This window comes from Diaphorobacter sp. B2A2W2 (genome assembly GCF_056730635.1).
Map to the genome: position 1 here is coordinate 250,627 of NZ_JBWZOR010000001.1, position 21,669 is coordinate 272,295.

At 66.6% G+C, this 21,669-nt stretch carries 20 protein-coding genes; 19 read left to right on the forward strand and 1 reads right to left on the reverse strand.

Annotated features, from left to right (window positions below; all coding sequences use genetic code 11):
* Window positions 1-4: 4 nt before the first annotated feature.
* The 16 genes from AC1PPL_RS01155 (at window position 5) to AC1PPL_RS01230 (ending at window position 17,317) form a co-directional block, all read left to right on the forward strand.
* Complete coding sequence (locus AC1PPL_RS01155; RefSeq protein WP_023443884.1) at window positions 5-415, forward strand: TIGR03750 family conjugal transfer protein; 411 nt, start codon at window positions 5-7, stop codon at window positions 413-415.
* Window positions 412-1,104, forward strand: a complete 693-nt coding sequence (locus AC1PPL_RS01160) for a PFL_4703 family integrating conjugative element protein (protein WP_065085010.1) — start codon at window positions 412-414, stop codon at window positions 1,102-1,104. The genes AC1PPL_RS01155 and AC1PPL_RS01160 overlap by 4 nt, the downstream gene beginning before the upstream one ends.
* Window positions 1,101-2,015, forward strand: a complete 915-nt coding sequence (locus AC1PPL_RS01165; RefSeq protein WP_065085011.1) for a TIGR03749 family integrating conjugative element protein — start codon at window positions 1,101-1,103, stop codon at window positions 2,013-2,015. Before AC1PPL_RS01160 ends, AC1PPL_RS01165 begins: the two co-directional genes overlap by 4 nt.
* Window positions 2,005-3,438 (forward strand): TIGR03752 family integrating conjugative element protein, encoded by a 1,434-nt coding sequence (locus AC1PPL_RS01170; RefSeq protein WP_071574238.1) that lies wholly within the window; start codon window positions 2,005-2,007, stop codon window positions 3,436-3,438. The genes AC1PPL_RS01165 and AC1PPL_RS01170 overlap by 11 nt, the downstream gene beginning before the upstream one ends.
* Window positions 3,419-3,853, forward strand: coding sequence for a TIGR03751 family conjugal transfer lipoprotein (locus tag AC1PPL_RS01175; protein WP_043221487.1), 435 nt, complete (start codon window positions 3,419-3,421; stop codon window positions 3,851-3,853). The genes AC1PPL_RS01170 and AC1PPL_RS01175 overlap by 20 nt, the downstream gene beginning before the upstream one ends.
* Complete coding sequence (locus AC1PPL_RS01180; protein WP_479972428.1) at window positions 3,853-6,732, forward strand: conjugative transfer ATPase; 2,880 nt, start codon at window positions 3,853-3,855, stop codon at window positions 6,730-6,732. The genes AC1PPL_RS01175 and AC1PPL_RS01180 overlap by 1 nt, the downstream gene beginning before the upstream one ends.
* 13 nt (window positions 6,733-6,745) lie before the next feature.
* The gene (locus AC1PPL_RS01185) at window positions 6,746-7,489 is read left to right on the forward strand and encodes a DsbA family protein (RefSeq protein ID WP_016446150.1); all 744 of its coding nucleotides are present in this window, start codon (window positions 6,746-6,748) and stop codon (window positions 7,487-7,489) included.
* A 195-nt stretch (window positions 7,490-7,684) separates the two neighbouring features.
* Window positions 7,685-8,179 carry a RadC family protein gene (radC, locus tag AC1PPL_RS01190; protein ID WP_003140985.1) on the forward strand — a complete coding sequence of 165 codons (495 nt, stop codon included), beginning with the start codon at window positions 7,685-7,687 and terminating at the stop codon, window positions 8,177-8,179.
* 190 nt (window positions 8,180-8,369) lie between these two features.
* Complete coding sequence (locus AC1PPL_RS01195) at window positions 8,370-8,846, forward strand: MerR family transcriptional regulator (protein ID WP_016446149.1); 477 nt, start codon at window positions 8,370-8,372, stop codon at window positions 8,844-8,846.
* The gene (locus tag AC1PPL_RS01200) at window positions 8,843-11,806 is read left to right on the forward strand and encodes an HsdM family class I SAM-dependent methyltransferase (RefSeq protein WP_031688111.1); all 2,964 of its coding nucleotides are present in this window, start codon (window positions 8,843-8,845) and stop codon (window positions 11,804-11,806) included. The genes AC1PPL_RS01195 and AC1PPL_RS01200 overlap by 4 nt, the downstream gene beginning before the upstream one ends.
* Before the next feature lie 149 nt (window positions 11,807-11,955).
* Window positions 11,956-12,474 (forward strand): hypothetical protein, encoded by a 519-nt coding sequence (locus AC1PPL_RS01205; protein WP_017462901.1) that lies wholly within the window; start codon window positions 11,956-11,958, stop codon window positions 12,472-12,474.
* A gap of 143 nt (window positions 12,475-12,617) precedes the next feature.
* Complete coding sequence (locus tag AC1PPL_RS01210; RefSeq protein WP_016446147.1) at window positions 12,618-13,061, forward strand: TIGR03757 family integrating conjugative element protein; 444 nt, start codon at window positions 12,618-12,620, stop codon at window positions 13,059-13,061.
* Window positions 13,058-14,002 carry a TIGR03756 family integrating conjugative element protein gene (locus AC1PPL_RS01215; protein WP_059401245.1) on the forward strand — a complete coding sequence of 315 codons (945 nt, stop codon included), beginning with the start codon at window positions 13,058-13,060 and terminating at the stop codon, window positions 14,000-14,002. Before AC1PPL_RS01210 ends, AC1PPL_RS01215 begins: the two co-directional genes overlap by 4 nt.
* 10 nt (window positions 14,003-14,012) lie before the next feature.
* The gene (locus AC1PPL_RS01220; RefSeq protein ID WP_017462899.1) at window positions 14,013-15,419 is read left to right on the forward strand and encodes an integrating conjugative element protein; all 1,407 of its coding nucleotides are present in this window, start codon (window positions 14,013-14,015) and stop codon (window positions 15,417-15,419) included.
* Complete coding sequence (locus AC1PPL_RS01225; protein ID WP_065085015.1) at window positions 15,416-15,769, forward strand: hypothetical protein; 354 nt, start codon at window positions 15,416-15,418, stop codon at window positions 15,767-15,769. Before AC1PPL_RS01220 ends, AC1PPL_RS01225 begins: the two co-directional genes overlap by 4 nt.
* 15 nt (window positions 15,770-15,784) lie before the next feature.
* A complete protein-coding gene (locus AC1PPL_RS01230) occupies window positions 15,785-17,317 on the forward strand; it encodes a conjugal transfer protein TraG N-terminal domain-containing protein (protein ID WP_479972429.1) in 1,533 nt (510 codons plus the stop codon).
* Between the two features lie 28 nt (window positions 17,318-17,345).
* On the opposite strand, the gene AC1PPL_RS01235 is transcribed toward AC1PPL_RS01230, so the two are convergent.
* The gene (locus AC1PPL_RS01235) at window positions 17,346-17,708 is read right to left on the reverse strand and encodes a DUF3742 family protein (protein ID WP_023125135.1); all 363 of its coding nucleotides are present in this window, start codon (window positions 17,706-17,708) and stop codon (window positions 17,346-17,348) included.
* Window positions 17,709-17,936: 228 nt separating this feature from the next.
* Between AC1PPL_RS01235 and AC1PPL_RS01240 the strand changes: the two genes are divergently transcribed.
* From AC1PPL_RS01240 to mobH, 3 genes are all read left to right on the forward strand, one after another.
* Window positions 17,937-18,695 (forward strand): type IV toxin-antitoxin system AbiEi family antitoxin domain-containing protein, encoded by a 759-nt coding sequence (locus AC1PPL_RS01240; RefSeq protein ID WP_479972430.1) that lies wholly within the window; start codon window positions 17,937-17,939, stop codon window positions 18,693-18,695.
* Window positions 18,688-19,608 (forward strand): nucleotidyl transferase AbiEii/AbiGii toxin family protein, encoded by a 921-nt coding sequence (locus AC1PPL_RS01245; protein WP_017462894.1) that lies wholly within the window; start codon window positions 18,688-18,690, stop codon window positions 19,606-19,608. The genes AC1PPL_RS01240 and AC1PPL_RS01245 overlap by 8 nt, the downstream gene beginning before the upstream one ends.
* 202 nt (window positions 19,609-19,810) lie before the next feature.
* A complete protein-coding gene (gene mobH, locus AC1PPL_RS01250) occupies window positions 19,811-21,646 on the forward strand; it encodes a MobH family relaxase (protein WP_023083157.1) in 1,836 nt (611 codons plus the stop codon).
* The last annotated feature ends 23 nt before the right edge of the window (window positions 21,647-21,669 follow it).

The window sequence follows — 21,669 nt, forward strand, 5'->3', positions numbered from 1 at the left end:
AGCGATGGCCGTCCCCTCGGAGACCCCGCGCGACACGCTGGTGACGTTCCTGCCGCACCGGCTGAACCGCCAGCCGGTGGTCGTGCGCGGGCTGACCGCCGACGAGTTGTGGATCTGCGCCGGCCTGTCGGCCGCAGCCGGGTTCGCGCTCGGCCTGCCGCTGGCCTGGCTCACGCACAGCATCGCCATGGTGCCCACGCTGATCGTCGCCGGCATCGCGTTGGGCGTCTTCGTCGGCGGTGGCTTCCTGCGTGCGCAGAAGCGCGGCCGGCCCGACACCTGGCTGTACCGGCAGCTCCAGTGGCGGCTGGCATTGCGGCACCCGGCGCTGGCAGCGCTCCTGGGCGGGCAGCGCCTCATCACCCGCTCGGGCTACTGGACGACCCGGCGCAACGCCGATCGAGGTGCGCCATGAGCCGTTTCAAGAACGAGGTTGCGCACCTGCAGGCGCACGTGAAGACGTTGCGTCTGGGGGCCGGCGCGTTGTTCGTGGTGGCGCTGCTGCTCGGTTTCGGTTGGTGGAGTGCGCCGAAGAGTCTGACCATCCATGTGCCGCCGGACCTGCGCTCGGGCAGCACGCGCAAGTGGTGGGACGTGCCGCCCGAGAGCGTGTATGCCTTCTCCTTCTACATCTGGCAGCAGGTACAGCGCTGGCCCACGAACGGCGAAGAAGACTACCCGCGCAACCTGCGCGCGCTGTCGGCCTACCTGACGCCGAGCTGCCGGGCCTTTCTGCAACAGGACTACGAGTACCGGCGCGCCAGTGGCGAGCTGCGTCAGCGCGTGCGCGGCATCTACGAGATTCCCGGCCGCGGCTACGGCGACGATCCGGCCACGCGCGTCAAGGTGGTTTCCGACCGCGATTGGATCGTCACGCTCGACGTGAGCGCGGATGAATACTACGGCTCCGAGCAGGTCAAGCGCGCCCTGGTGCGCTACCCCATCAAGGTCGTCCGGCTAGACATCGACCCCGAGCGCAACCCCTTTGGCCTGGCGCTCGACTGCTACGCCAGCGCACCCCAGCGCATCGAACCGCCGCCGACGCCGACCCAGGCCGGCGCGCCCGCCAACGCCTCCGGCCACCTGCAGGGAGACTCTCCATGAAGTCCGTTGCCTTGTCGGCCCTGGCCGGCGTCCTGCTGATCCTCGGTTTCGTGCCGGCCAGCCAAGCCGTGGAAATCCTGCGCTGGGAGCGGCTGCCCCTGCCGGTGCCGCTGGTGGTCGGCCAGGAGCGCGTGGTCTTCATCGACCGCAATGTGCGCGTCGGCGTGCCGGCCAGCGTTGGCGATCACCTGCGCGTGCAGAGTGCGGGCGGCGCGATCTACCTGCGGGCGAGCGAGCCGATTCCGCCCACGCGGCTGCAACTGCAGGACGTGGAATCCGGCGCGCTGATCCTGCTCGACATCGCCGCCGAGCCGGCGAAGGACGGCCAGGCGCCGCTGGAGCCGGTGCGCATCGTGGATGCGGAAGCCCCCGCCAAGCGCTACGGCGGCGGTGCAGCAAGCGGCGCGGACGAGCAGGCCGATGCGCCCGCGGGCAAATCCGTTCCCCGGCGCGAAACGCCGGTACCGGTCGTGCTGACGCGCCATGCCGCACAGAACCTGTACGCGCCGCTGCGCACCGTCGAGCCGGTCGCCGGCATCGGGCGCGTAAACCTGCGCCGCGGCCTCGCGCTGGACACCTTGCTGCCGACGTTGCCGGTGCACGCGCGGGCATTGGCCGCGTGGCGCCTGGAAGACCAGTGGGTGACGGCCGTGCGACTCACCAACACCGCCGCGCGTTGGCTCGACCTCGACCCGCGCGCCCTGCAGGGGAACTTCGTGGCGGCGACCTTCCAGCATCCGAACCTGGGGCCGGCCGGCACCCCGTCCGACACCACGGTGCTCTATTTGGTCACGCGCGGCCACGGCCTGGCCGAGTCGCTGCTGCCGGCGCTGAGCCCGATCGACGCCAGCGTGAACCTGCCGCCGGCCGCCGCGGCCGGCTCGACCGGAGGAGCGCGCGATGAAAAGTAATCCGTTGCTCAAGTGGCTGCTGATCCCGATGGCGCTGCTGCTGGTGTTCGTCGGCATCAAGCTGTTCTCCGGCGCGCCCGGCGGCCAGCCCGCTCCCAAGGGCGCGGCCAGTACGCTCACGCCCGAGGAGATGAAAGCCCTGGGCATCGCTGGCGACACGCCGCGCGATACCGTCGCCACGCTGGTGGCCCAGGTGAAGCAGTTGCGCACCGAGCTGCAGAGCGCGCTGGGCGACAACAAGCAGCACAAGGCCGAGAACGAGCGCCTGCGCGCGCGGGAAAGCGCGATCGACCAACGCATCCAGAGCGCGCTGGAAGGCGAGCGCAGCCGCCTGGAGCAGGAGCGCGCCCAAGTGGCCAGCGACAGGCAGCAGACCGAGGGGCTGATGCAGGATCTGCAGCGGCAACTGGACGGCCTTGCGGGCAAGGGCGGCCCGTCCGACCTGCCCGTCGGGCTGGGGCTGGAGGAGGGTGACGGCCAGCGCTTCGACCGCGGCACCAGTAACACGCAGTGGGTCGAGCCCGACGATGCCAAAGTGGACGCCACGAGCGGGAGCAAAGCGCCGGGCTTTCCATCGAGCTTCGGGCCGGCCCAGAAAAGCCTGTCGGCCACGGTGGAATCCGTCGCCGACGTTGGCAGCCGCGCGGTGGGCGCATCCACGAGGGCCGTGTACACCGTGCCGTCGAACTCCACGCTCATGGGGTCGATTGCCATGACGGCGCTGATCGGGCGCGTACCGATCGATGGAACCGTCAACGACCCGTACCCGTTCAAGGTGCTGATCGGCCCGGACAACCTCACGGCCAACGGCATCGACATCCCCGACGTCGCCGGCGCCGTGGTCAGCGGCACGGCCTCGGGCGACTGGACCCTCTCGTGCGTGCGCGGGCAAATCCGCTCGGTCACGTTCGTGTTCCAGGACGGCACCATCCGCACGGTGCCGGAGGACAGCAGCAAGGGCAGTAGCAGCGGCGGCAACTCGGGGCACAACGGCGCCAGCATCCAAGGCGGCCTGGGCTGGATCAGCGACCCCTACGGCATTCCCTGCGTCAGCGGCGAGCGGCGCAGCAACGCCCAGCAGTACCTGGGCAGCCAGGCACTCATCACCGCGGCCGGCGCCGGCGCGGCCTCGCTCATCAAGTCCGACAACGGCAGCGTGGCCGTGGTCGCCAACAGCAACGGCTCGCTGGGCACCGTCGGCATCAGCGGCAACGAAGCGATGGGCCGCATCCTCGCGGGCGGCGTGCGCGACATGGCCGATTGGGTCAACAAGCTCTACGGCCAGGCCTTCGCGGCGGTCTACGTGCAGCCTGGCGCCAGGGTGGCCGTGCATCTGGAGCAGCCGCTCGACATCGACTACGACGCCAAGGGGCGTCGGGTCCACCACCGCACCGGAGAAGCCCATGCCTCGGATCTGGATTGACGCGGCCGCCGTGCTGCTGGCGGCCACCCTGCTCGGCGGCTGCGCTACCAGCAAGGAGAAGCTGCTGCCGCACGGCGACAGCACCATGCTCGACATCTGGCATCAGGAGACCGGCGGCAGCGCGGGCGGCGGCCAAGCCGCCCGGCAACTGCTCGATGCGCGCCAGGGCCTGCGCCGGCCGCTGACCGAGGCCGCTGTGCAGGCAACGCCCGGCATGCAGGCGCGCTACACCCGTACCGCGCAGAACGAGATTTACCGCCAGTTCCACCGCCTGCCGAACCCCGACCTGGTGATGTACGTATTCCCGCACCTGGCGGGCACCGACCCGGTGCCGGTGCCCGGCTACAGCACGGTGTTCCCGCTCTACCAGCGCGTGCAGTACGCGATGCCGGGCGAGCGCGTGGAGGACTACTGATGGCCTGGTGGTCACGCAAGCCCGGCGCATCGCCTGCTGACGCCGCGGATGCGACCGATGATGCCTGGGCACGGCACGTAACGGCCTTGGCGGCACCGGGTGTCGCCGAGCCGGGCAGCGCGCTCGGCCGGGGCCGGCGCAGACCGGCCACCCAGGCCGACCACGATGCGCTCTATGGCGTCGCGCCGTCGTTCGCGGACTTGCTGCCCTGGGTCGAGTACCTGCCCGGCAGCAAGTGCATGTTGCTGGAAGACGGCCAGTCGGTGGCGGCCTTCTTCGAACTGGCGCCGGTCGGCACCGAGGGCCGCGAGATGGCCTGGCTATGGCAGGCGCGCGATGCGCTGGAGAACGCCCTGCAGGACTCCTTCGACGAGTTGGACGACAACCCTTGGGTGGTGCAGCTCTACGCCCAGGACGAGGCCGACTGGGACAACTATCTGCGCTCCCTGGCGAACTACCTGCAGCCGCGTGCGCAGGGCAGCGCGTTCAGCGACTTCTACCTGCGCTTCTTCGCCCATCACCTGCGGGCCATCGCCAAGCCGGGTGGCCTGTTCGAGGACACCACGGTGACGCGCCTGCCGTGGCGCGGCCAGGTCCGGCGCGTGCGCATGGTGGTCTACCGCCGCACGTCCGCCGCCCCGGCCTCGCGGCGCGGCCAGTCGCCCGAGCAGGCGCTGACCACGATCTGCGACCGCCTCGTCGGCGGGCTGGCGAATGCCGGCGTGAAGGCCCGGCGTCTCGGCGCGGCGGACATCCACGCCTGGCTGCTGCGCTGGTTCAACCCGAACCCGACCTTGCTCGGCGCCACTGCCGAAGACCGGGAACGCTTCTACGCGCTGACCCGCTACCCGGAAGAGCGGGAGGAGGGCGAGATCGAACTCGCCAGCGGCACCGACTTCGCGCAGCGCCTGTTCTTCGGCCAGCCACGCTCGGACGTGCCGAACGGCCTGTGGTTCTTCGACGGCATGCCGCATCGGGTGATCGTGATGGATCGCCTGCGCACGCCACCCGTGACGGGCCATCTGACGGGCGAGACGCGCAAGGGCGGCGACGCCATGAACGCGCTGTTCGACCAGATGCCCGAGGACACGGTGATGTGCCTGACGCTGGTCGCCACGCCCCAGGACGTGCTGGAGGCACACCTCAACCACCTCGCCAGGAAGGCCGTCGGCGAGACCCTGGCCTCGGAGCAGACCCGGCAGGACGTGCAGCAGGCGCGCGGCCTGATCGGCAGTGCGCACAAGCTCTACCGCGGCGCGCTGGCGTTCTACCTGCGCGGCCGCGACCTGGCCCAGCTCGATGCGCGCGGCCTGCAGCTCGTCAACGTGATGCTCAACGCCGGCCTGCAGCCGGTGCGCGAGGAAGACGAGGTGGCGCCGCTGAACAGCTATCTGCGCTGGCTGCCGTGCGTGTTCGATCCGGCTGCCGACAAGCGCCAGTGGTACACCCAGCTCATGTTCGCGCAACATGCGGCGAACCTGGCGCCGGTCTGGGGCCGCAGCCAGGGCACGGGGCATCCGGGCATCACGTTCTTCAACCGCGGCGGCGGGCCGATCACCTTCGATCCGTTGAACCGCCTCGACCGGCAGATGAACGCGCATCTGTTCCTGTTCGGCCCCACGGGTTCGGGCAAGAGCGCGACGCTCAACAACATCCTGAATCAGGTGACGGCGATCTATCGGCCGCGCCTGTTCATCGTCGAGGCGGGCAACAGCTTCGGCCTGTTCGGCGACTTCGCCGCACGGCTGGGTCTCACCGTGCATCGGGTGAAGCTCGCGCCCGGCGCGGGCGTCAGTCTGGCTCCGTTCGCCGACGCCTGGCGCCTGGTCGATACGCCGAGCCAGGTACAGACGCTGGACGCTGATGCGCTCGACGAAGACCAGACCGATGCCGGCATGGCCGTGGAAGGCGATGAGCAGCGTGACGTGCTCGGCGAACTGGAGATCACTGCACGGCTGATGATCACCGGCGGCGAGGACAAGGAAGAAGCGCGCATGACGCGCGCCGACCGCAGCCTGATCCGCCAGTGCATCCTCGATGCGGCCCAGCGCTGCGTAGCGGAGAAGCGCACGGTACTGACCCGCGACGTGCGCGAGGCGCTGCGCGAGCGCGCCCGCGACGCCACGCTGCCTGAGATGCGGCGCGCACGGCTGCTGGAGATGGCCGACGCCATGGACATGTTCTGCCAAGGCGTGGACGGCGAGATGTTCGACCGGTCCGGCACGCCGTGGCCCGAGGCGGACATCACCATCGTGGATCTCGCCACCTTCGCGCGCGAGGGCTACAACGCCCAACTCTCGATTGCCTACATCTCGCTCATCAACACCGTCAACAACATCGCCGAGCGCGACCAGTTCCTGGGCCGCCCGATCATCAACGTGACGGACGAAGGCCACATCATCACGAAGAACCCGCTGCTCGCGCCCTACGTGGTCAAGATCACCAAGATGTGGCGCAAGCTCGGCGCCTGGTTCTGGCTCGCCACGCAGAACCTGGACGACCTGCCGAAAGCGGCCGAGCCCATGCTCAACATGATCGAGTGGTGGATCTGCCTGTCGATGCCGCCCGATGAAGTCGAGAAGATCGCGCGCTTCCGCGAACTCAACGCTTCGCAGAAGGCGCTGATGCTCTCGGCCCGCAAGGAGGCCGGCAAGTTCAGCGAGGGCGTCATCCTGTCCAAGTCGATGGAAGTGCTGTTCCGCGCCGTGCCGCCCAGCCTCTACCTGGCGATGGCGATGACCGAGCCCGAAGAGAAGGCCGAACGCTTCCAGTTGATGCAGCAGCGCGGCATCAGCGAGCTGGACGCCGCCTTCCGCGTGGCCGAGAAGATCGACCGTGCGCGGGGCATCGAACCGCTGGCGCTGGATACGTTGGCCTGACGGGAGCGACACGATGCGCCTGCCCTCATTCGCCCGCCGTCATCCCTGGATCGGTCTGCTGATCGTGGTGACGATTGCGGTTGCCTCGTGGATGCTGCTGCGCGCGCCGCATCCGGCAACCGAGTCCATGCCCCTGGCCGCCGCCGGGTCCGAGGGGCCGAAACCGGCTGGCCCGCCCTGGCTGTATGGCCGTGCCGATGCGCGCTTCACGGTGGTCGGCTACGCCGACCTGGAGTGTCCGTACTGCCGGGCCTACTTCCCCGAACTCAAGCGCTGGATCGACGCCCATCCCGAGGTGAACTGGCAGTGGCACCACCTGCCGCTGTCCATGCACGAGCCGGCCGCGACTGCCGGGGCACGCCTGGCCGAGTGCGCGGGCGAGACGGGCGGACACGCCGCGCTTTGGCAGGCAGTGGCCTGGCTCTACGCAAACACCCGTGGCGACGGCCAGGGCCTGCCGGAGGGCCTGCGCTATCCCGACCTCACGCCGGCCATGCAGGGTTGTCTCGACAGCGAGCGCCCCGATGCCGTCATCCGTGCCCAGGCGGCGGAAGCAGCACAGCAGGGCATCGCGGCCACGCCGGCCCTGCAACTGCGCGACCGCGAGTCCGGCAAGACCCTCCTGCTGCACGGTCCCGTCGAAGGCGATGCCTTGCTGTCGGCCATCGACCTGCTCGCCGCCGGCAGCACGACCGCGGCCGAACCCGCCCATTCCCCAGACATGCCCGCCGGCGTCGCCGGTGACATGCCCAGGTAGCCATCGATCTTCAAGGCTGCGGCGCGGCTCGTCCGCGTTGATCGAAACCCGTTCGCATCGCATCCCTTGACGCGAACAGCCACCGCATCCGCGGTGGTGGATGCCCGCTCGTCACCTGTTCCATCCCCATCGTCCCCCGGAGGGTTTGCCCTCCTGGGGCAGGCGCCCTCCGATCTCATCCATTGGAGGTTCGCCATGTCTCTTGCCATCGCCGACTCCCGCCCGGAGTCGCTCACCCTGATCGCCGCCCAGCACGAAGACTGGATCATCCAGCAGGCCATCACCCTGCTGGAGAACCGCGTGTTCAAGGCCGGTCCGGCGCTGGGCAGTCCCGCCGCCGTGCGCGACTACCTGCGCCTGAAACTGGTCGCGGAGCCGAACGAAATCTTCGCCGTCGTGTTTCTCGACAACCAGCACCAGGTGCTCGCCTACGAGCCGCTGTTCAAGGGCACGGTCGACCAGACTTCGGTGTATCCGAGGGTGGTGGTCCAGCGTGCGCTGGCGCTCAACGCTTCGGCGCTGATCCTGGCGCATCAGCATCCCTCGGGGAACACCGAGCCCTCGGCCGCTGATCGTGTGATCACCGAGCGGCTGAAGAGCGCCCTGGCCACCGTCGATGTCCGGGTGCTGGATCACTTCATCGTCGGCAAGGGCAGCCCGTACTCGTTCGCCGAAGCCGGCTTGTTGTAGTCCGCAGGCGCCCCTTCCGGGGGCGCCTTGCGTCTTGCCCCTATCCACACGTTCGCGATGCGCTCTGATGGTCGCGACTTTCGGAAGCTTGGAAGGCTTGTGGGATAGGCGGCTGAACCGGCCTTTACCTGTTGAGAAGCACACCTTTGCATGGCAGAATCTGCATATTTTCTAGTTGCCAGCAACGCGAATGTCTGCCGTCACCGCCATCCAGTACACTCAGGACCAGATGCGCACGCTAACCGGCGTGTCCGTCGAAACGGTGCGGCATTGGCGCAAGACCGTGCCCTACTTGGCGTCCAAGACCGGGAAGGCTGCCCGATTCACCTTCGCGGATCTCCTAGGCTTGGCCGTTACCAATGAGTTGGTCAGCTCGTTGGGAGTGCACATCGCCACCGTCAGCGTCGGCGTTGACGCGCTCTTTCGGTTGCTGGGCACGAGTAGCGCATTGGCGCTGAATGGGTCCGTGGCGTTCGTGACGGCCACTTCGGCGACCCTGTGCGATATCGGCCCCGAGGGGATTGGACCGGCGCCGACGCAACCGACTCTCGTCATCCCGCTCGATCCGTTGATCATGCGGCTTCAGCAGCACATGCTGCCGATCGTCCCGACGCCGAGCCAGGCAGCGTTGCCGTTTCCACCCGAAGCTATCCGGAGTAGGGCGTGAACACTGCCACGCTGGAACAGGTGCTCGCCGCAACCGGCTACCTGCCGGACGGGCAACCCGCGCCCGGTCTTCGGTTGGGGGCCGAGGCGCAGTCCTCGCGCCACGGCCGCGTTTTTGTTCCGGACGCATTGTGGCGCAGCGCGTCGTCGTTGACCGTCTACTTCAAGTTTGAGCAAAGCGCGCCTGCAGACGATCTGGTCAGCCAGTGGCGACGAGAGGTCTGGAACGAGGGGTTCGCGCCGTTGCTGTGGGTGATCTCGCCGCAGCGTATCGACCTGTACAACGGTTTCGGCACACCCGCGAAAGAAGGCGATGCCCAGAGACATTTGATTCGGCGTTTCGAGAACATCGAAGGTTCGCTTCATGAACTGGACGAGTTGGCCGGCCGACTGGCGATCGAGACGGGCCAATTCTGGGCCCAGGTGCCGGCCATCGATCGCAAGACCAGCGTCGATCAGAAGCTCCTGTCTGACCTTGGATGTCTCGAACGCGATTTGGTCGCAGGCAATCTCGCGCGCGATGCGGCGCAGGCCTTGATTGGGCGCGTGATCTTCACCCAGTACCTGATTGACCGCGAGATCGTCAGTGCGGCGCGGTTGAAGCGGGTATGCGGCCGCACGGCGTTGCCGGCGATCCTGCGCGACCGGCCAGCGACCAGCAAGCTGTTCGCATGGCTGGCCCAGACCTTCAACGGCGATATGTTTCCGCCCTCGTCGGTGAAAACGACACCAGCAGCTCACCATTTGACGCGGGTTGCGGAGTTCCTGGAGGCTGTCGATCCTGAAAGCGGGCAACTCAGCTTCTTCCCGTACCAGTTCGACGTGATTCCGGTCGAGCTCATCAGCTCGATCTACGAGCAGTTTGCACATGCTGAGCCGCAGACTGGAGGAAAGCGCACAGAAGCGTTGCGAAACGGCGTGCACTACACGCGACTGTCCGTCGTCTCGCTGGTCCTCGATGAGGTCATGGATGGTCTATCTGGACGGGAGTCGGTGCTGGATTTGACGTGCGGCTCCGGTGTCTTCCTGGTCGAAGCGCTGCGGCGCTTGGTTCATCTTCGCTCGCAAGGTCAGCCGCCCACGAGGGAGCTGATCCGCTCGACGCTCTACGGGCAGGTGTATGGCGTAGACATTAGCGAAGCCGCGATTCGCGTCGCTGCGTTCAGCCTGTACCTGGCTGCGCTTGAGCTGGACCCTGACCCGCAACCACCGCAGTCCCTGAAGTTCCAGCCATTGATCGGCAGGACATTGCTCGTCGGTGACGCTCGTACTGTCGAACGTGATGGAGATGGCAAGGCCGTGCTGGCGACGCCGACAGGGCTGAAGCAGTTCGACCTTATCGTGGGCAATCCCCCTTGGAGCTTTAGGGGGCAGACAGGAACCGAAGCGCGGCGCAAGACCAGGGTTGCGGGCGTACCTGCGCAACCGCGCGGTGAAGGCTTGGATTTCGTGTTGCGAGCGGCGGAGTTCTCACATGAGAAGACCCGTTTCGGCATCATTCTTAGCGCGATGCCGTTCTTCAGCCGCAGCGGCACCGGCATGGCAGCAGCTCAGCATGTGATGCGAGCCGTGGCTCCGATCACCTTGGTAAATCTGTCCAATTTGTGCAGTTGGCTCTTCGCGACAGCGGCCATGCCCGCAGTGGTTCTCTTTGCCCGTCATCGACCGAAGCAGCGAACGGATCAGGTCACGGTCGTTCAGATCCCGTGGACGCCCAGCGGTGCAAGGACTCATTCGTTCGAGGTGGCGCCGAGTGACGTCATCACTTTGACACTCGACGAAATCCAAGAACAGCCGTTGAAGCTCAAGGCAGCAGCCGTTGGCCGGCGCCGTGACCTCCTATTGCTGGATGACTTGACTTCGGCCCACAGAAATCTGGGCGAGCAACTCTCATTACTCGACACTACCTTCCAGGTTGGATTGATTCGCGGGGCCCCAGAGAATCAGACGCGCGATGCTCGCCCGCTAAAAGGATTGGATGTACTGCAAGTCAAAGACATGCAGCACTTCAACATTCCCGATGATTTGCCGACTTTCAGCCAATCGAAGGCACAATGGCCACGATCGCGGGAGATATATCAAGCCCCGCTTCTCATCGTGAAGGAAATGCTTCTGGGGAGTCCACGCGTCTTGGCGGCCGTCTCCGAGCGGGATCTCGTCTTCACGAACTCATACTTCGCAGTGTCTCTTCCGAGAGGGCACACGCGGACGGCACATTTGCTTGCCACCGTGTTGAGTTCTGCTTTTGCGACATGGTTCTTCTATCTGACCGCTGCAGAGTTTGGAATCTACAAGAGGAAGCTGCTGGCTCGCGACCTCAGCTTCCTACCGGTGCCTAATTTCACGAGCGCAGTGAAATCTGAGGCTGGCCAGCGCCTGCTGCAGATTGAGAAGAATCTGCGCGCCAACGGCACCGACGAGAGGGGATGGGCTGAACTGGACGAAGCTGTCTTCGATCTGTACGAACTGAACGATGCCGACCGAACTGTCATTCGAGACGGCCTCCTTCGCGCCGGGTGGCAATGGGAAACCGGCCGCGAATCATCCGTGGAGCCATCGGACAGTCGTACTGAGGTCACGGCGTATGCCAAGACGTTCCTGTCCGTTATCGAGGATTGGCTTTCCGTTCGCAATAAGCGGCACATGCGCGCCGAAGTGCTCGACTTGCCAAGCAGTTCGGCCTTGCGCGTCGTGCGCTTTGTCTTGGAAGAAGGGCCGGGTAATGCGAGCGTGAGCGTCGTGGCACCACAAGGCGAATTGGGTGAAGTACTGGCACGTATCGGCAGGCGCCTGAAAGTCAAGATTGCGACCGCGCTCAGTGCAGAGCGGGAATTGCGAGTACACGGACGCAACGAAGTCGTGATCATCAAGCCAGCAGCGCGGCGCTACTGGATGGGCATAGCGGCACTGGAAGATGCCGATGCAGTGGTCGCGGAGAGCTTTTCAGGGGGCAAAGTTTGAGGATCCCCTATGAGGCACCTCCTGCACTGGGCAGAGAGTTCATTGAACTTGAGCCCGAGGTTGTGGCGGTCATTCTGCTGACACTGGCCGCAGGTTGGCAGCGAGCATGCGCAGCCGAGGACGTGAATGCCAACGCTGGAGAGGTAATCATGACCGAGCGCCTGCGGGACGGGATGCGCATTGCGCTGAAGAACTCCCCGTGGAAGCAGATCATGGTGCTGCCTGGCACGGAATCGCGATCCAAAAGCAACGTGATGCTGCCAGACGGACGTACCGACATCCCGCTGGCGTTCGTCGAAATTTTCTTGCGCACGCAGGAGCATGATCCGCACGCGATCATCGAATGCAAACGAATCGCCGGGTCGGACACTCACTTGTGTCGAGAGTACGTCGTCGAGGGCATGGATCGATTCATCCAGGAGAAGTACGGCGAGAACCATGCTATCGGCTTCATGGTGGGGTACGTTCTTGCCGGCGCTCCTTCGGAATCCGCGGATGGCGTCAACGCTTACTTGAGAAGAGTTTCGCGCTCGGTAGATCGCCTCGCCCCGAGCGACATCAGTGACGGGACTTGGCAGAGCCTACATGCACGCTCCAAGCCGTCGATGCCGATTCGCTTACAGCATGCGTTTCTTGGGTTCGCGGGCACCTCAGCGTCCCGCACCTGATCTCCGCCTCCGACAGGAGGCAATCACAACGCTCACAACGGCATAGGGTATGAAACCGGCAGGGGCCGGATGCGGTTTCTTTGTCGCGCTAGATCGGCACTTGAAGTCGACTGTGACTTTGATCGACTCCAAGGACGCCCGATATGCCGGCCCCCGTCTTCAAGGCTTCGCCCCGGCTGCCGACCATCAGCATTGCGCCCGGACTGTGGGCAGTGCTGTTCATGTTTACCCAGACTGCAGCAGCCGACGTGCTCGTCGTCACCGACAGCCGTCATCCGGTGCAGGCTCCAGCCGGCGTGCGGATCATCGAGCTGGACCAGGCCACGCGCATCGAGGTCGAACTCGCCGCGCACCTACCGGCCGACCCGCAACAGGCTGCAGCCCTGGTGCGGCAGCGGTTGCATGACGGCGGCGAGGCCCTTCAACGCCGCATCGGCCACGCCTACCAAGGTGTCGCGGATGCCTGGGGACTGGGCATCGCCAAGATTCCCGCCGTGGTGGTCGATCGACGCTACGTGGTCTACGGCGAGCCCGACGTGCCCCGCGCCGTCGCGCGCATCAACGCCTACCGGAGCACGCAGCCATGAGCCTCCTGCTGGCATCCCGGCGCCTGCGCGCCACCGTCGCCTCGCTGCTGCTGAGCACGGCCACGTCGACGTTCGCCCTGGACACCGCCACCATCGTCTCGTCGGCGCTGTCCCCCGACTGCCTCGAATACCGCGTGGTCGGTATCTGCTACTGGCTGTACTGCACGCCCTTCGGCTGCTCGGTTCGCACTTCCGTCAAGGTGCGCCACTACGTCCCCGATGCGGTGGTGTCGAGCTACTCGAACACTGGCGAAAACCCGTGGCTGGAGGTCAGGGCGATGAGCATACCCAACCCGACCGCCAAGGCTGGCGGTGACGGCACGACCAATCACGACAACGAGAACAACCTCGCCAAGTTCAAGAACGCCGATGTCATCGGCCATCCGGCCGGGCTGGTGTTCAGCCAGTTCGCCAGCGCCTCCGGCTACACCTGCGAAGGCGCTGGCACGGCCTTCATGCCGTATCTGCTGAGCACGCTCGACACGATCGCCTGGCGCTACAACATCCCGGAAGCGTTCTACCCCGAAGCGCTCATCCCCGGCCGGCGCGAAATCGGTACGCGCACCGGCCTGAACCTCTGGGGCAACGTGTATCCCCGCGGTGGCTTCCTGCACCAGACCGACGACCACAAGAGCGGCGCCGTGGTCGCGCAGCGCGCGGGCGACATCGTGACGCGCCGCAACCAGATTCACGTGTATCAGCCCCTGCTGGCCAACGCCCGCGACGGCTACTGGCCGGCCGGCGCGCTGATGGAGACCGACGCCTCGACGGGCAAGTGGCAGGAGCTGACGCCCACGCTCTCGAACAGTTGCGTGGTCTTCCCGCACAGCCGCACCCGCGTGCAGGCCCAGCAGGGCGACTACGCCTGGGCCTTGTGGCGGCCGTACTCCTGCTGCCGGCGCCGTGGCCAGGTCTTCCTCGGCAGCGTCGATTTCATGTGAGGAACCCACGATGAACGCCTCCCTCTCTGACTTCCTCCGCCGCGCGAAATCGCCCCTGGGGGCCACGCTGCTCGTGGCGGCCATCACGCTGGTCGTCGGCGTCGCCTGGGGGCAGACGCGCATCGATCCCAATGGCGTGAACGTCAGCGGCAGCGTGATCGGCGACGACGTGCTCTACAGCATCGGCGGCGGCCGGGCCGTGTCGATGGGTGGTGCCGGCAACATGCAGAGCATCGGCGTCGGCGTCGGCTGGAACAGCAACCTGATCTGCGGCGACATGAGCATCACCACGACGCTGCAGAACCAGCTCAACGGCATCACCAACGGCTTCCAAACGATCATGAGCAACGTGATCCAGAACGCCACCAGCGCCGTGGCCTCGCTGCCGGCCCTGATCATCCAGCGCGCCGACCCGGGCCTGTACAACCTGCTCACCAACGGCATCCTGCAGGCGCGCCTGGATTTCGACCGCTCGAAGATGACCTGCCGCGCCATCGCCAATCGTATGGCGGACATGGCCGGCGGCCAGGCCGGCTGGGACCAGCTCGCCGAAGGGATGGCGCTGCGGGATGCGGTCAGCAGCACCGATGCCGTCTCCGCCATCGAGCAGGCCGAGTCCAACAAAGGGAACAACGGCGTGCCCTGGGTCGGCGGCGGCAACGCGGGCGGCTCCGGCCAGAGTTCGATCAAGGTGGTCGGCGACGTGACGCGCGCGGGCTACAACCTGCTCAACGGGCGCAGCGCCACCGATACCTCGTCGATCGCGCGCAGCGCCTGCGGCAACCGCCTGACCTGCCAGACCTGGTCGTCGCCTGGCGCGGCCGCGGCCTTTGCGAACCGCGTGCTGGGCGAACGCGAGCAACGCACCTGCGAAAACTGCACGAAGACCCAGACCACGCCTGGCGTCGGGCTCACGCCAGTGATCCAGGAAGAGTACGAGACCAAGCTGCAGGTGTTGCAGGAACTGGTGACGGGCGCCCGGCCGACGACACTGGCCAATCTCGACGCGGCCGGCAGCAGCTCGCTGCCGATCACCCGCGGCGTGATCGAGGCCCTGCGTGACGAGCCCGACCAGGACGTGCTGGGCCGGCGCCTCGCGTCCGAGGCTGCGCTGTCCAGCGTGCTGGAGAAGGCCTTGCTGCTGCAACGCACGTTGCTGACCGGCAAGAAGGAGCCGAACGTCGCCGCCAACGAGCTCGCCGTGCAGGCGGTGGACCAGGAGAACAGCGCGCTGGAGCAGGAGATCAACAACCTCAAGACCGAGCTGGAGCTGCGCCGCACGCTGGCCGGCAACTCGGCGATGGCGATCATCCAGCGCCACAGTACCCGCGCTGCCGGCTCGCGCGGCGTCTTCGAGGGCGACACCACGCGCGACCGTCTGCGGGAAGTCCAGAAGCCGCGGAGCGGTACGCCATGAGCCGGCTCGCCTGGCTGCGGCTGCCATGGCTGTTCAACCGCCGCGTCGGCGTGGCGCTGCTGTGGACCTTGCTGGTGGTCGCCGCCGCGGTGGCGGTGAACATCGCCGGCATCCACGTGGTCGGCGGCGTCGAGGGCTGGCAGCACTGGCTGCAGGCGCACGCCGGCCACTTCTTAGTGTGGCGTCTGTGCCTCTACGGAGCGACGGCTTACGGCTGGTGGTGGATGCGTCGGCGCCTGTTGCGGCGGGAGCCGTCCCGCGAGACGCATCAGCGCCTGCTGCGCACGGAGATCGCGGCCGTCATCGCCGTGGTCGCGCTGGAAGCCAGCCAGCTGCTGCGGCACGGCTGAGACCGGGAGGCAGGCATGACGCTCTACACCACGGACTACTTGGAGTATTACCTGACCCTGGTGGCTTGGGTGGTCAACAACGGCATCTGGAGCATCCTCGTGGCCAGCGGCGTGTTCGCGCTGCCGTTCGTGGCCATCGTGATCCAGGAGTGGCTCAAGGCCCGCAGCGAAGGTGCGGACGAAGGCAACAAGGGCGTGCTGTCGTCGATGCGCATCGAGAACCGGGTGTGGGTGGCGATCGTGGTCATCATGTTCGCCGGCATCCCGTTCATCCTGGTGGATCTCGCCACGATCAGGTTCGACACCACGCGCTCCGCGCAATGCCAGGTCAGTGTCCCGCTGCCCAACGACACGGGCTGGTCCAACGTCTACACGGCGCTCAACGACCAGAGCGCGCTGGTGCCGGTGTGGTGGTTCTTCATGCACGCGCTGTCGAAAGCCGTGACGGGCTCCGCGGTGGCGGCGATTCCCTGCGGCACGGACCTGCGTCAGATTCGCATGGATGTGGATGCCACGCGCATCGACGATCCGGTGCTGGCACAGGAGGTCGCCGACTTCACGCACGACTGCTACGGGCCGTCGCGCGCCAAGCTGTTCATGAACCGGCCGACGCTCTCCGACGAGCAGATGAACGACGTCACCTGGATCGGATCGAGTTACTTCCTCGACACGCCCGGCTTCTATGACACCTATCGCGCCAAGACCCCACGCACGGCCTGGCCCTACGACGCGACCCGCGATGCGGGGCTGGCACAGGTGGGCAGCGGCGGCGGCTATCCATCCTGCCGGCAGTGGTGGGCCGATGGCGGCCAGGGACTGCGCAGCCGGCTGCTGGCACAGGTCGACCCGGACCTGCTGACCCGCATCGGGCGCTGGGTGGGATTCCTGTCGCAGAGCGAGGTCAATGACTCGGTGATCCGCGCCGTGGTCTCACCGAGGCAGCAGAAGATGAACCAGGGCGCCGTCTACACCGACTACGGCGGCCAGATCGACAAGACGCTGCCGAACGTCGTCACGCGCGGCGCGAGCGACCTGGGGTTGACCGTCGGCTCGCTGGGCTTTTTTCCGGCAATGGACGTGGTGCGCCAGGCGCTGCCGATGGTGCTGACCATGCTCAAGATGGCGCTCGTCATCTGCATCCCACTGGTGCTGCTGATCGGCACCTACGACCTGAAGACGGTGGTGACGGTGAGCTGCGTCCAGTTCGCGCTGTTCTTCGTGGACTTCTGGTTCCAGCTCGCGCGCTGGATCGACAGCACGATCCTGGATGCGCTCTACGGCTGGGGGTTTGGCGCGGACAGGCCGCACGCCAACTTCGACCCATTGATCGGCCTGAACAATGCGTTCGGTGACATGCTGCTGAACTTCGTCATGGCAACGATGTTCATCGTGTTGCCGACGTTCTGGGTCATGGCACTCGGATGGGCAGGCGTTCGCGCCGGAAACTTCCTGGGCGGTCTTATCACTGGCACGTCCGATGCGAAGTCGGCTGGGGGTAGTGGCTCTCGCCTTGCGATGACGGCTGTATCGAAAGGTGCTGCGAAGTAAGGAGCACTCTCTCGCGTTGATGCGGCCGCTACGGCTCGTCGGGATCGCCCATGTCGATCCGCCAGTCATCTTTGTCGTACAGGCCGACGCCCGAGTGTCCGTCTCTAAGTTCCGGCTGCTTCTCGTCGTCCTCGTCGGCGTTCCGCGCGAGCCATGCGGCGACCACCGCAAAGGCCAGCAGCAGGACGAGCCAGGATACGGTGTATAGCAGCATGCCAAGTACGGCCAGCTTGACGATCCAGAGCACCGCCGTCGCCGCGCCCGCGGGTACCCCGCGCGTCACCAGCCAGCCGGCGACACGCTGCTCGCGGCGGAGGTATCCACGCCAGGCACGGCCAGCCCCCCGGCCCAGCCGGTGGCTCCAGCGCCCGTTGTGCGTGTTGGTGCTCATGCTCATATGCCTCGGCTTCAGTGGTGCCTCACCTCGCGGAGCGGCCGGTCGTGGCCTGCCCTCCAGCATAGACCGCGATCAGGAGGGCGGGTTGCGGCCGGCAGAGCCGGGTTGGCTCGGGCCGCAGGTCGATTAGATTCTGAGCGATAAATCAAACCTTATGCTACTTTCCCTGCACGTTCTTGCAATGGCTCTAGGGTCGATTGGATTCTGTGTTATTATTATAGCATGAATGGAAATTTTCGGCACCAGGTAATCAAGCGACTGCAGGCGGGACTCCCCCGTGGGGCGCCGTTCGACCTTGCCACCCTGAGCCAGTTCGGGGTGTCGCCCCAGCTCGCCGCCCACTATGCCGACGGCGGGTGGCTCGTGCGCCTGGCCCATGGCGTCTATGCCTTCCCGAACGATGAGTTCGGGGTCTACGGTGCGCTGAAGTTCCTGCAACAGCGCGTGCCCGGCCTGCACGTCGGCGGCAAGAGCGCCCTGGCCCTGCAGGGGGTGCGGCACAACCTGGGCAGCCGGGAGGCGCTGGTGCTGTGGGGCGACGGTCGCTTCGCGTTGCCGGCCTGGTTCACTTCGCGCTTTCCGGCCCGCTACGTCCACGCCCGCCTGTTCGACTGGCCGGACACGGCGCTGGCCGGCAAGACCCTGACCACGCCGCCTGGCCTGCCCGAGGATCTGCGGGTGGCAGCCCCCGAGCGTGCCGTGCTGGAGCTGCTGTACGAAGCCGGCGTCAAGCAGAGCCTCGAAGAGGCCCGCAACCTCTTCGATGGACTGCGTTCCCCCCGCAAGGACTTGCTCGGGCAACTGCTGTCCTGCTGCGCCAGCGTGAAGGCCGTGCGCCTGTTCCTGACCTGGGCGCGCGAGACCAGCCTCGTGGACGTCGATGCCCTGCTGGAGCAGTACCCGGTTCGCACCGGCAGCAACACGCGCTGGATGAGCCGGCTCGATGACGGCACCTTGCTGAGCCTGAGACCTCATGGATAAGACCTACGCGGACACCGTTCGCCTGCTGCTGGCCGTCGCGCCCGATGTGTTCGCCAACGACATCTTCGCCATGAAGGGCGGCACGGCCATCAACCTCTTCGTGCGGGACATGCCGCGCCTGTCGGTGGACATCGACGTGGTGTACCTCCCGTGGCAGACGCCGCGCGACGAAGCGCTGCAAGCCATCAACCAGGAGCTGGCCGCCATCGCCGCGCGCGTTGCGCCACTGGGCGTGCAGACACGCCTGGTTCGCGCCAAGGACCTGGGAGACACCAAGCTGATCGTCGAGAACGACGCCAGCCAGGTGAAGATCGAGGTCAACGTCGTGTTCCGCGGCAGCGTGCTGCCCGTCGAGCGGCGGCCGCTGAGCGCCAAGACCAGCGATCTGTTCGGCGTCGAGTTCGAGCTGCCGGTTCTGGCACCGGACGAGCTGTACGCCAGCAAGCTGGTGGCCGCGCTGGATCGACAGCACCCCCGCGACCTGTTCGACGTGTGGCAGCTCTACGAATCGGGCGACATCAGCGACGGCATGGTCGAGTGCTTCGTGATCTATCTGGCGGGCCACAACCGGCCGCCCCACGAAGTGCTGTTCGGCAACGACAAGGACATCGCCGGCGAGTACGAGCGGGCCTTTGTCGGCATGACCGAAGTGGACTGCTCCCTGGAGACGCTGCTCGACGCTCGCGCCAGGATGCGGCGCGAGCTGCCACAGCGACTGAACACCGCGCACAAGCAGTTTCTGAGCGGGCTGGCGCGCGCAGAACCGGACTGGTCGCTGGTGCAGTGCCAGCACGCCGCGCAACTGCCGGCACTGCGCTGGAAGCTCGCCAATCTCGAAACCTTCCGCAAGCGCCGTCCCGACGACTTCGCAGCGCAATCCGCCGCCCTCGACACCGGCTTGGGCCAGAGCTGACGAACATCCCGCAGCGCCCCACTTGCCGGGATTGCCCCATGCCGCATTCATCGTGGCATCCACGAAGCAGCGGCCCTATACCCAAAGGCTTCCGACAAAGGCCAAAGGGCTGGGAAGGGGCAAAGGAAGGGCGCCAAGGGGAAAGGCCCTATCCTGAAAAGGCCAAAAGGCGCCCCGAGCAGCCCGTCATCCGGGGTTCGCCATGCTCTCGCTGTTCCAGCGCAAAAGGGTGCCACCCGCCGCCGGCACACCGCCCACATCCGCCATCGAAACTCCGAAAGGGGCGATGCGGCCGGAGTCGGCCGCATCGCTGCTGACCACGCCGCGTCGGCAGAAACTGCTGGAACACATCTGGCAGCGCACATCGCTCTCGCGCCGGCAGTTCGCCACGCTCTACCTCGCCCCACTGGAGCGCTACGCCGAATTGGTCCAGCAGTTCCCGGCCTCCGAGAACCACCACCACGCCTATCCGGGCGGCATGCTGGACCACGGCCTGGAGATCGTCGCCTATGCGCTGAAACTGCGGCAGTCATACCTGCTGCCTGCGGGCGTCACGCCGGAGGCACAGGCGGCCCAGGCCGAAGCCTGGACTGCAGGCACGGCCTACGCGGCCCTGCTGCACGACATCGGCAAGATTGCGGTCGATCTGCACGTCGAGCATGCCGACGGCAGCGTCTGGCATCCCTGGCACGGCCCGCTGCGAAAGCCCTACCGCTTCCGTTACCGAAAGGAGCGCGAGTACCGCCTGCACAGCGCCGCCACCGGGCTGCTCTACGCGCGCCTTCTCGATCGGGACATCTTCGACTGGCTCAGCGGCTATCCCGACCTCTGGGCCGCGCTGCTGTACGTGCTGGCCGGCCAGTACGAGCACGCCGGCACGCTCGGCGAGCTGGTCGTGCAGGCCGACCAGGCATCGGTCGCCCAGGAACTCGGCGGCGATCCCAGCAAGGCGCTGGTGGCGCCCAAGCATGCTCTGCAACGCAAATTGCTCGACGGCTTGCGCTACCTGCTCAAGGAAGCGTTCAAGCTGAACCAGGCCGGCCCGGCGGACGGTTGGCTGACCCAGGACGCCTTGTGGCTGGTGAGCAAGACCGTCTCCGACAAGCTGCGCGCACATCTGCTATCGCAAGGCATCGACGGCATTCCGGCGAGCAATACGGCGGTGTTCAACGTGCTGCAGGATCACGGCATCGTGCAGCCAACGCCGGATGGCAAGGCGATCTGGAAGGCTACTGTCACCAGCGACGCCGGCTGGTCGCACGCCTTCACCTTCCTGAAACTCTCGCCGGCGATGATCTGGGATGCCGCCGACCGGCCGGCGCCGTTCGCAGGCCGTGTGCAGGTCGAAGAGGAACAGGCGGAGCCGACGCCGCAGGCGACAACGGTGGCCGATGGGCCGCGCGCCGAAGGCATCGAAGCTGCATCCGCGAGCACGGCGCCGATCGCATCCGCAGCCATGGACACCGGCGTGGCCGCGCTGCTCGACCTGCTGGGCGACACCGCTCTACCCACAGCGCCGGAGATCGCCGAGGCCGAGCCGACCCCTTCGACCGTGCCCCCGCCGCAGATGAGCCTCGCGCCTTCCCAGGATCGCGCGGAGCCCTCCGGGGCGCACTTCATGGCCTGGCTGCGTCAGAGCATCCAGACGCGCAAGCTCATCATCAACGACGCCAAGGCCCTGGTGCATACCGTCGTCGGTACGACCTACCTCGTCAGCCCCGGCGTGTTCCAGCGCTACGCGCAGGAGTACCTTCAAGTCGCCGCGCTGGCCAAGCAGGAGAAGCTGGAGGGGTGGCAGTGGGTACAGAAGCGCTTCGAGAAGCTGGGACAGCACCGCAAGCAGCCGAGCGGGCTGAACATCTGGACCTGCGAAGTCACGGGGCCGCGCAAGTCGCGCCGGCTGCACGGCTACCTGCTCGCCAGCCCGGATGCGCTGTTCCAGGAGACGCCGCCAGACAACCCATACCTGCGGCTCGTCAACGAGGCCGCAAAGCGCGAAGATTCAGCCCTTGGGGGCAAGGACGACGATCAGGCGTAGTCATGCGACCGCTGTGCGGGCCG

Coding starts and splice junctions, on each gene's coding strand:
- AC1PPL_RS01220 (WP_017462899.1), top strand. CDS start 14,013: ATGAACGCCTCCCTCTCTGACTTCCTCCGCCGCGCGAAATCGCCCCTG.
- AC1PPL_RS01175 (WP_043221487.1), top strand. CDS start 3,419: ATGCCTCGGATCTGGATTGACGCGGCCGCCGTGCTGCTGGCGGCCACC.
- AC1PPL_RS01210 (WP_016446147.1), top strand. CDS start 12,618: ATGCCGGCCCCCGTCTTCAAGGCTTCGCCCCGGCTGCCGACCATCAGC.
- AC1PPL_RS01230 (WP_479972429.1), top strand. CDS start 15,785: ATGACGCTCTACACCACGGACTACTTGGAGTATTACCTGACCCTGGTG.
- AC1PPL_RS01245 (WP_017462894.1), top strand. CDS start 18,688: ATGGATAAGACCTACGCGGACACCGTTCGCCTGCTGCTGGCCGTCGCG.
- AC1PPL_RS01170 (WP_071574238.1), top strand. CDS start 2,005: ATGAAAAGTAATCCGTTGCTCAAGTGGCTGCTGATCCCGATGGCGCTG.
- AC1PPL_RS01240 (WP_479972430.1), top strand. CDS start 17,937: ATGAATGGAAATTTTCGGCACCAGGTAATCAAGCGACTGCAGGCGGGA.
- AC1PPL_RS01235 (WP_023125135.1), bottom strand. CDS start 17,708: ATGAGCACCAACACGCACAACGGGCGCTGGAGCCACCGGCTGGGCCGG.
- AC1PPL_RS01180 (WP_479972428.1), top strand. CDS start 3,853: ATGGCCTGGTGGTCACGCAAGCCCGGCGCATCGCCTGCTGACGCCGCG.
- AC1PPL_RS01155 (WP_023443884.1), top strand. CDS start 5: ATGGCCGTCCCCTCGGAGACCCCGCGCGACACGCTGGTGACGTTCCTG.
- AC1PPL_RS01165 (WP_065085011.1), top strand. CDS start 1,101: ATGAAGTCCGTTGCCTTGTCGGCCCTGGCCGGCGTCCTGCTGATCCTC.
- AC1PPL_RS01185 (WP_016446150.1), top strand. CDS start 6,746: ATGCGCCTGCCCTCATTCGCCCGCCGTCATCCCTGGATCGGTCTGCTG.
- AC1PPL_RS01215 (WP_059401245.1), top strand. CDS start 13,058: ATGAGCCTCCTGCTGGCATCCCGGCGCCTGCGCGCCACCGTCGCCTCG.
- AC1PPL_RS01205 (WP_017462901.1), top strand. CDS start 11,956: ATGACCGAGCGCCTGCGGGACGGGATGCGCATTGCGCTGAAGAACTCC.
- AC1PPL_RS01195 (WP_016446149.1), top strand. CDS start 8,370: ATGTCTGCCGTCACCGCCATCCAGTACACTCAGGACCAGATGCGCACG.
- AC1PPL_RS01225 (WP_065085015.1), top strand. CDS start 15,416: ATGAGCCGGCTCGCCTGGCTGCGGCTGCCATGGCTGTTCAACCGCCGC.
- mobH (WP_023083157.1), top strand. CDS start 19,811: ATGCTCTCGCTGTTCCAGCGCAAAAGGGTGCCACCCGCCGCCGGCACA.
- AC1PPL_RS01160 (WP_065085010.1), top strand. CDS start 412: ATGAGCCGTTTCAAGAACGAGGTTGCGCACCTGCAGGCGCACGTGAAG.
- radC (WP_003140985.1), top strand. CDS start 7,685: ATGTCTCTTGCCATCGCCGACTCCCGCCCGGAGTCGCTCACCCTGATC.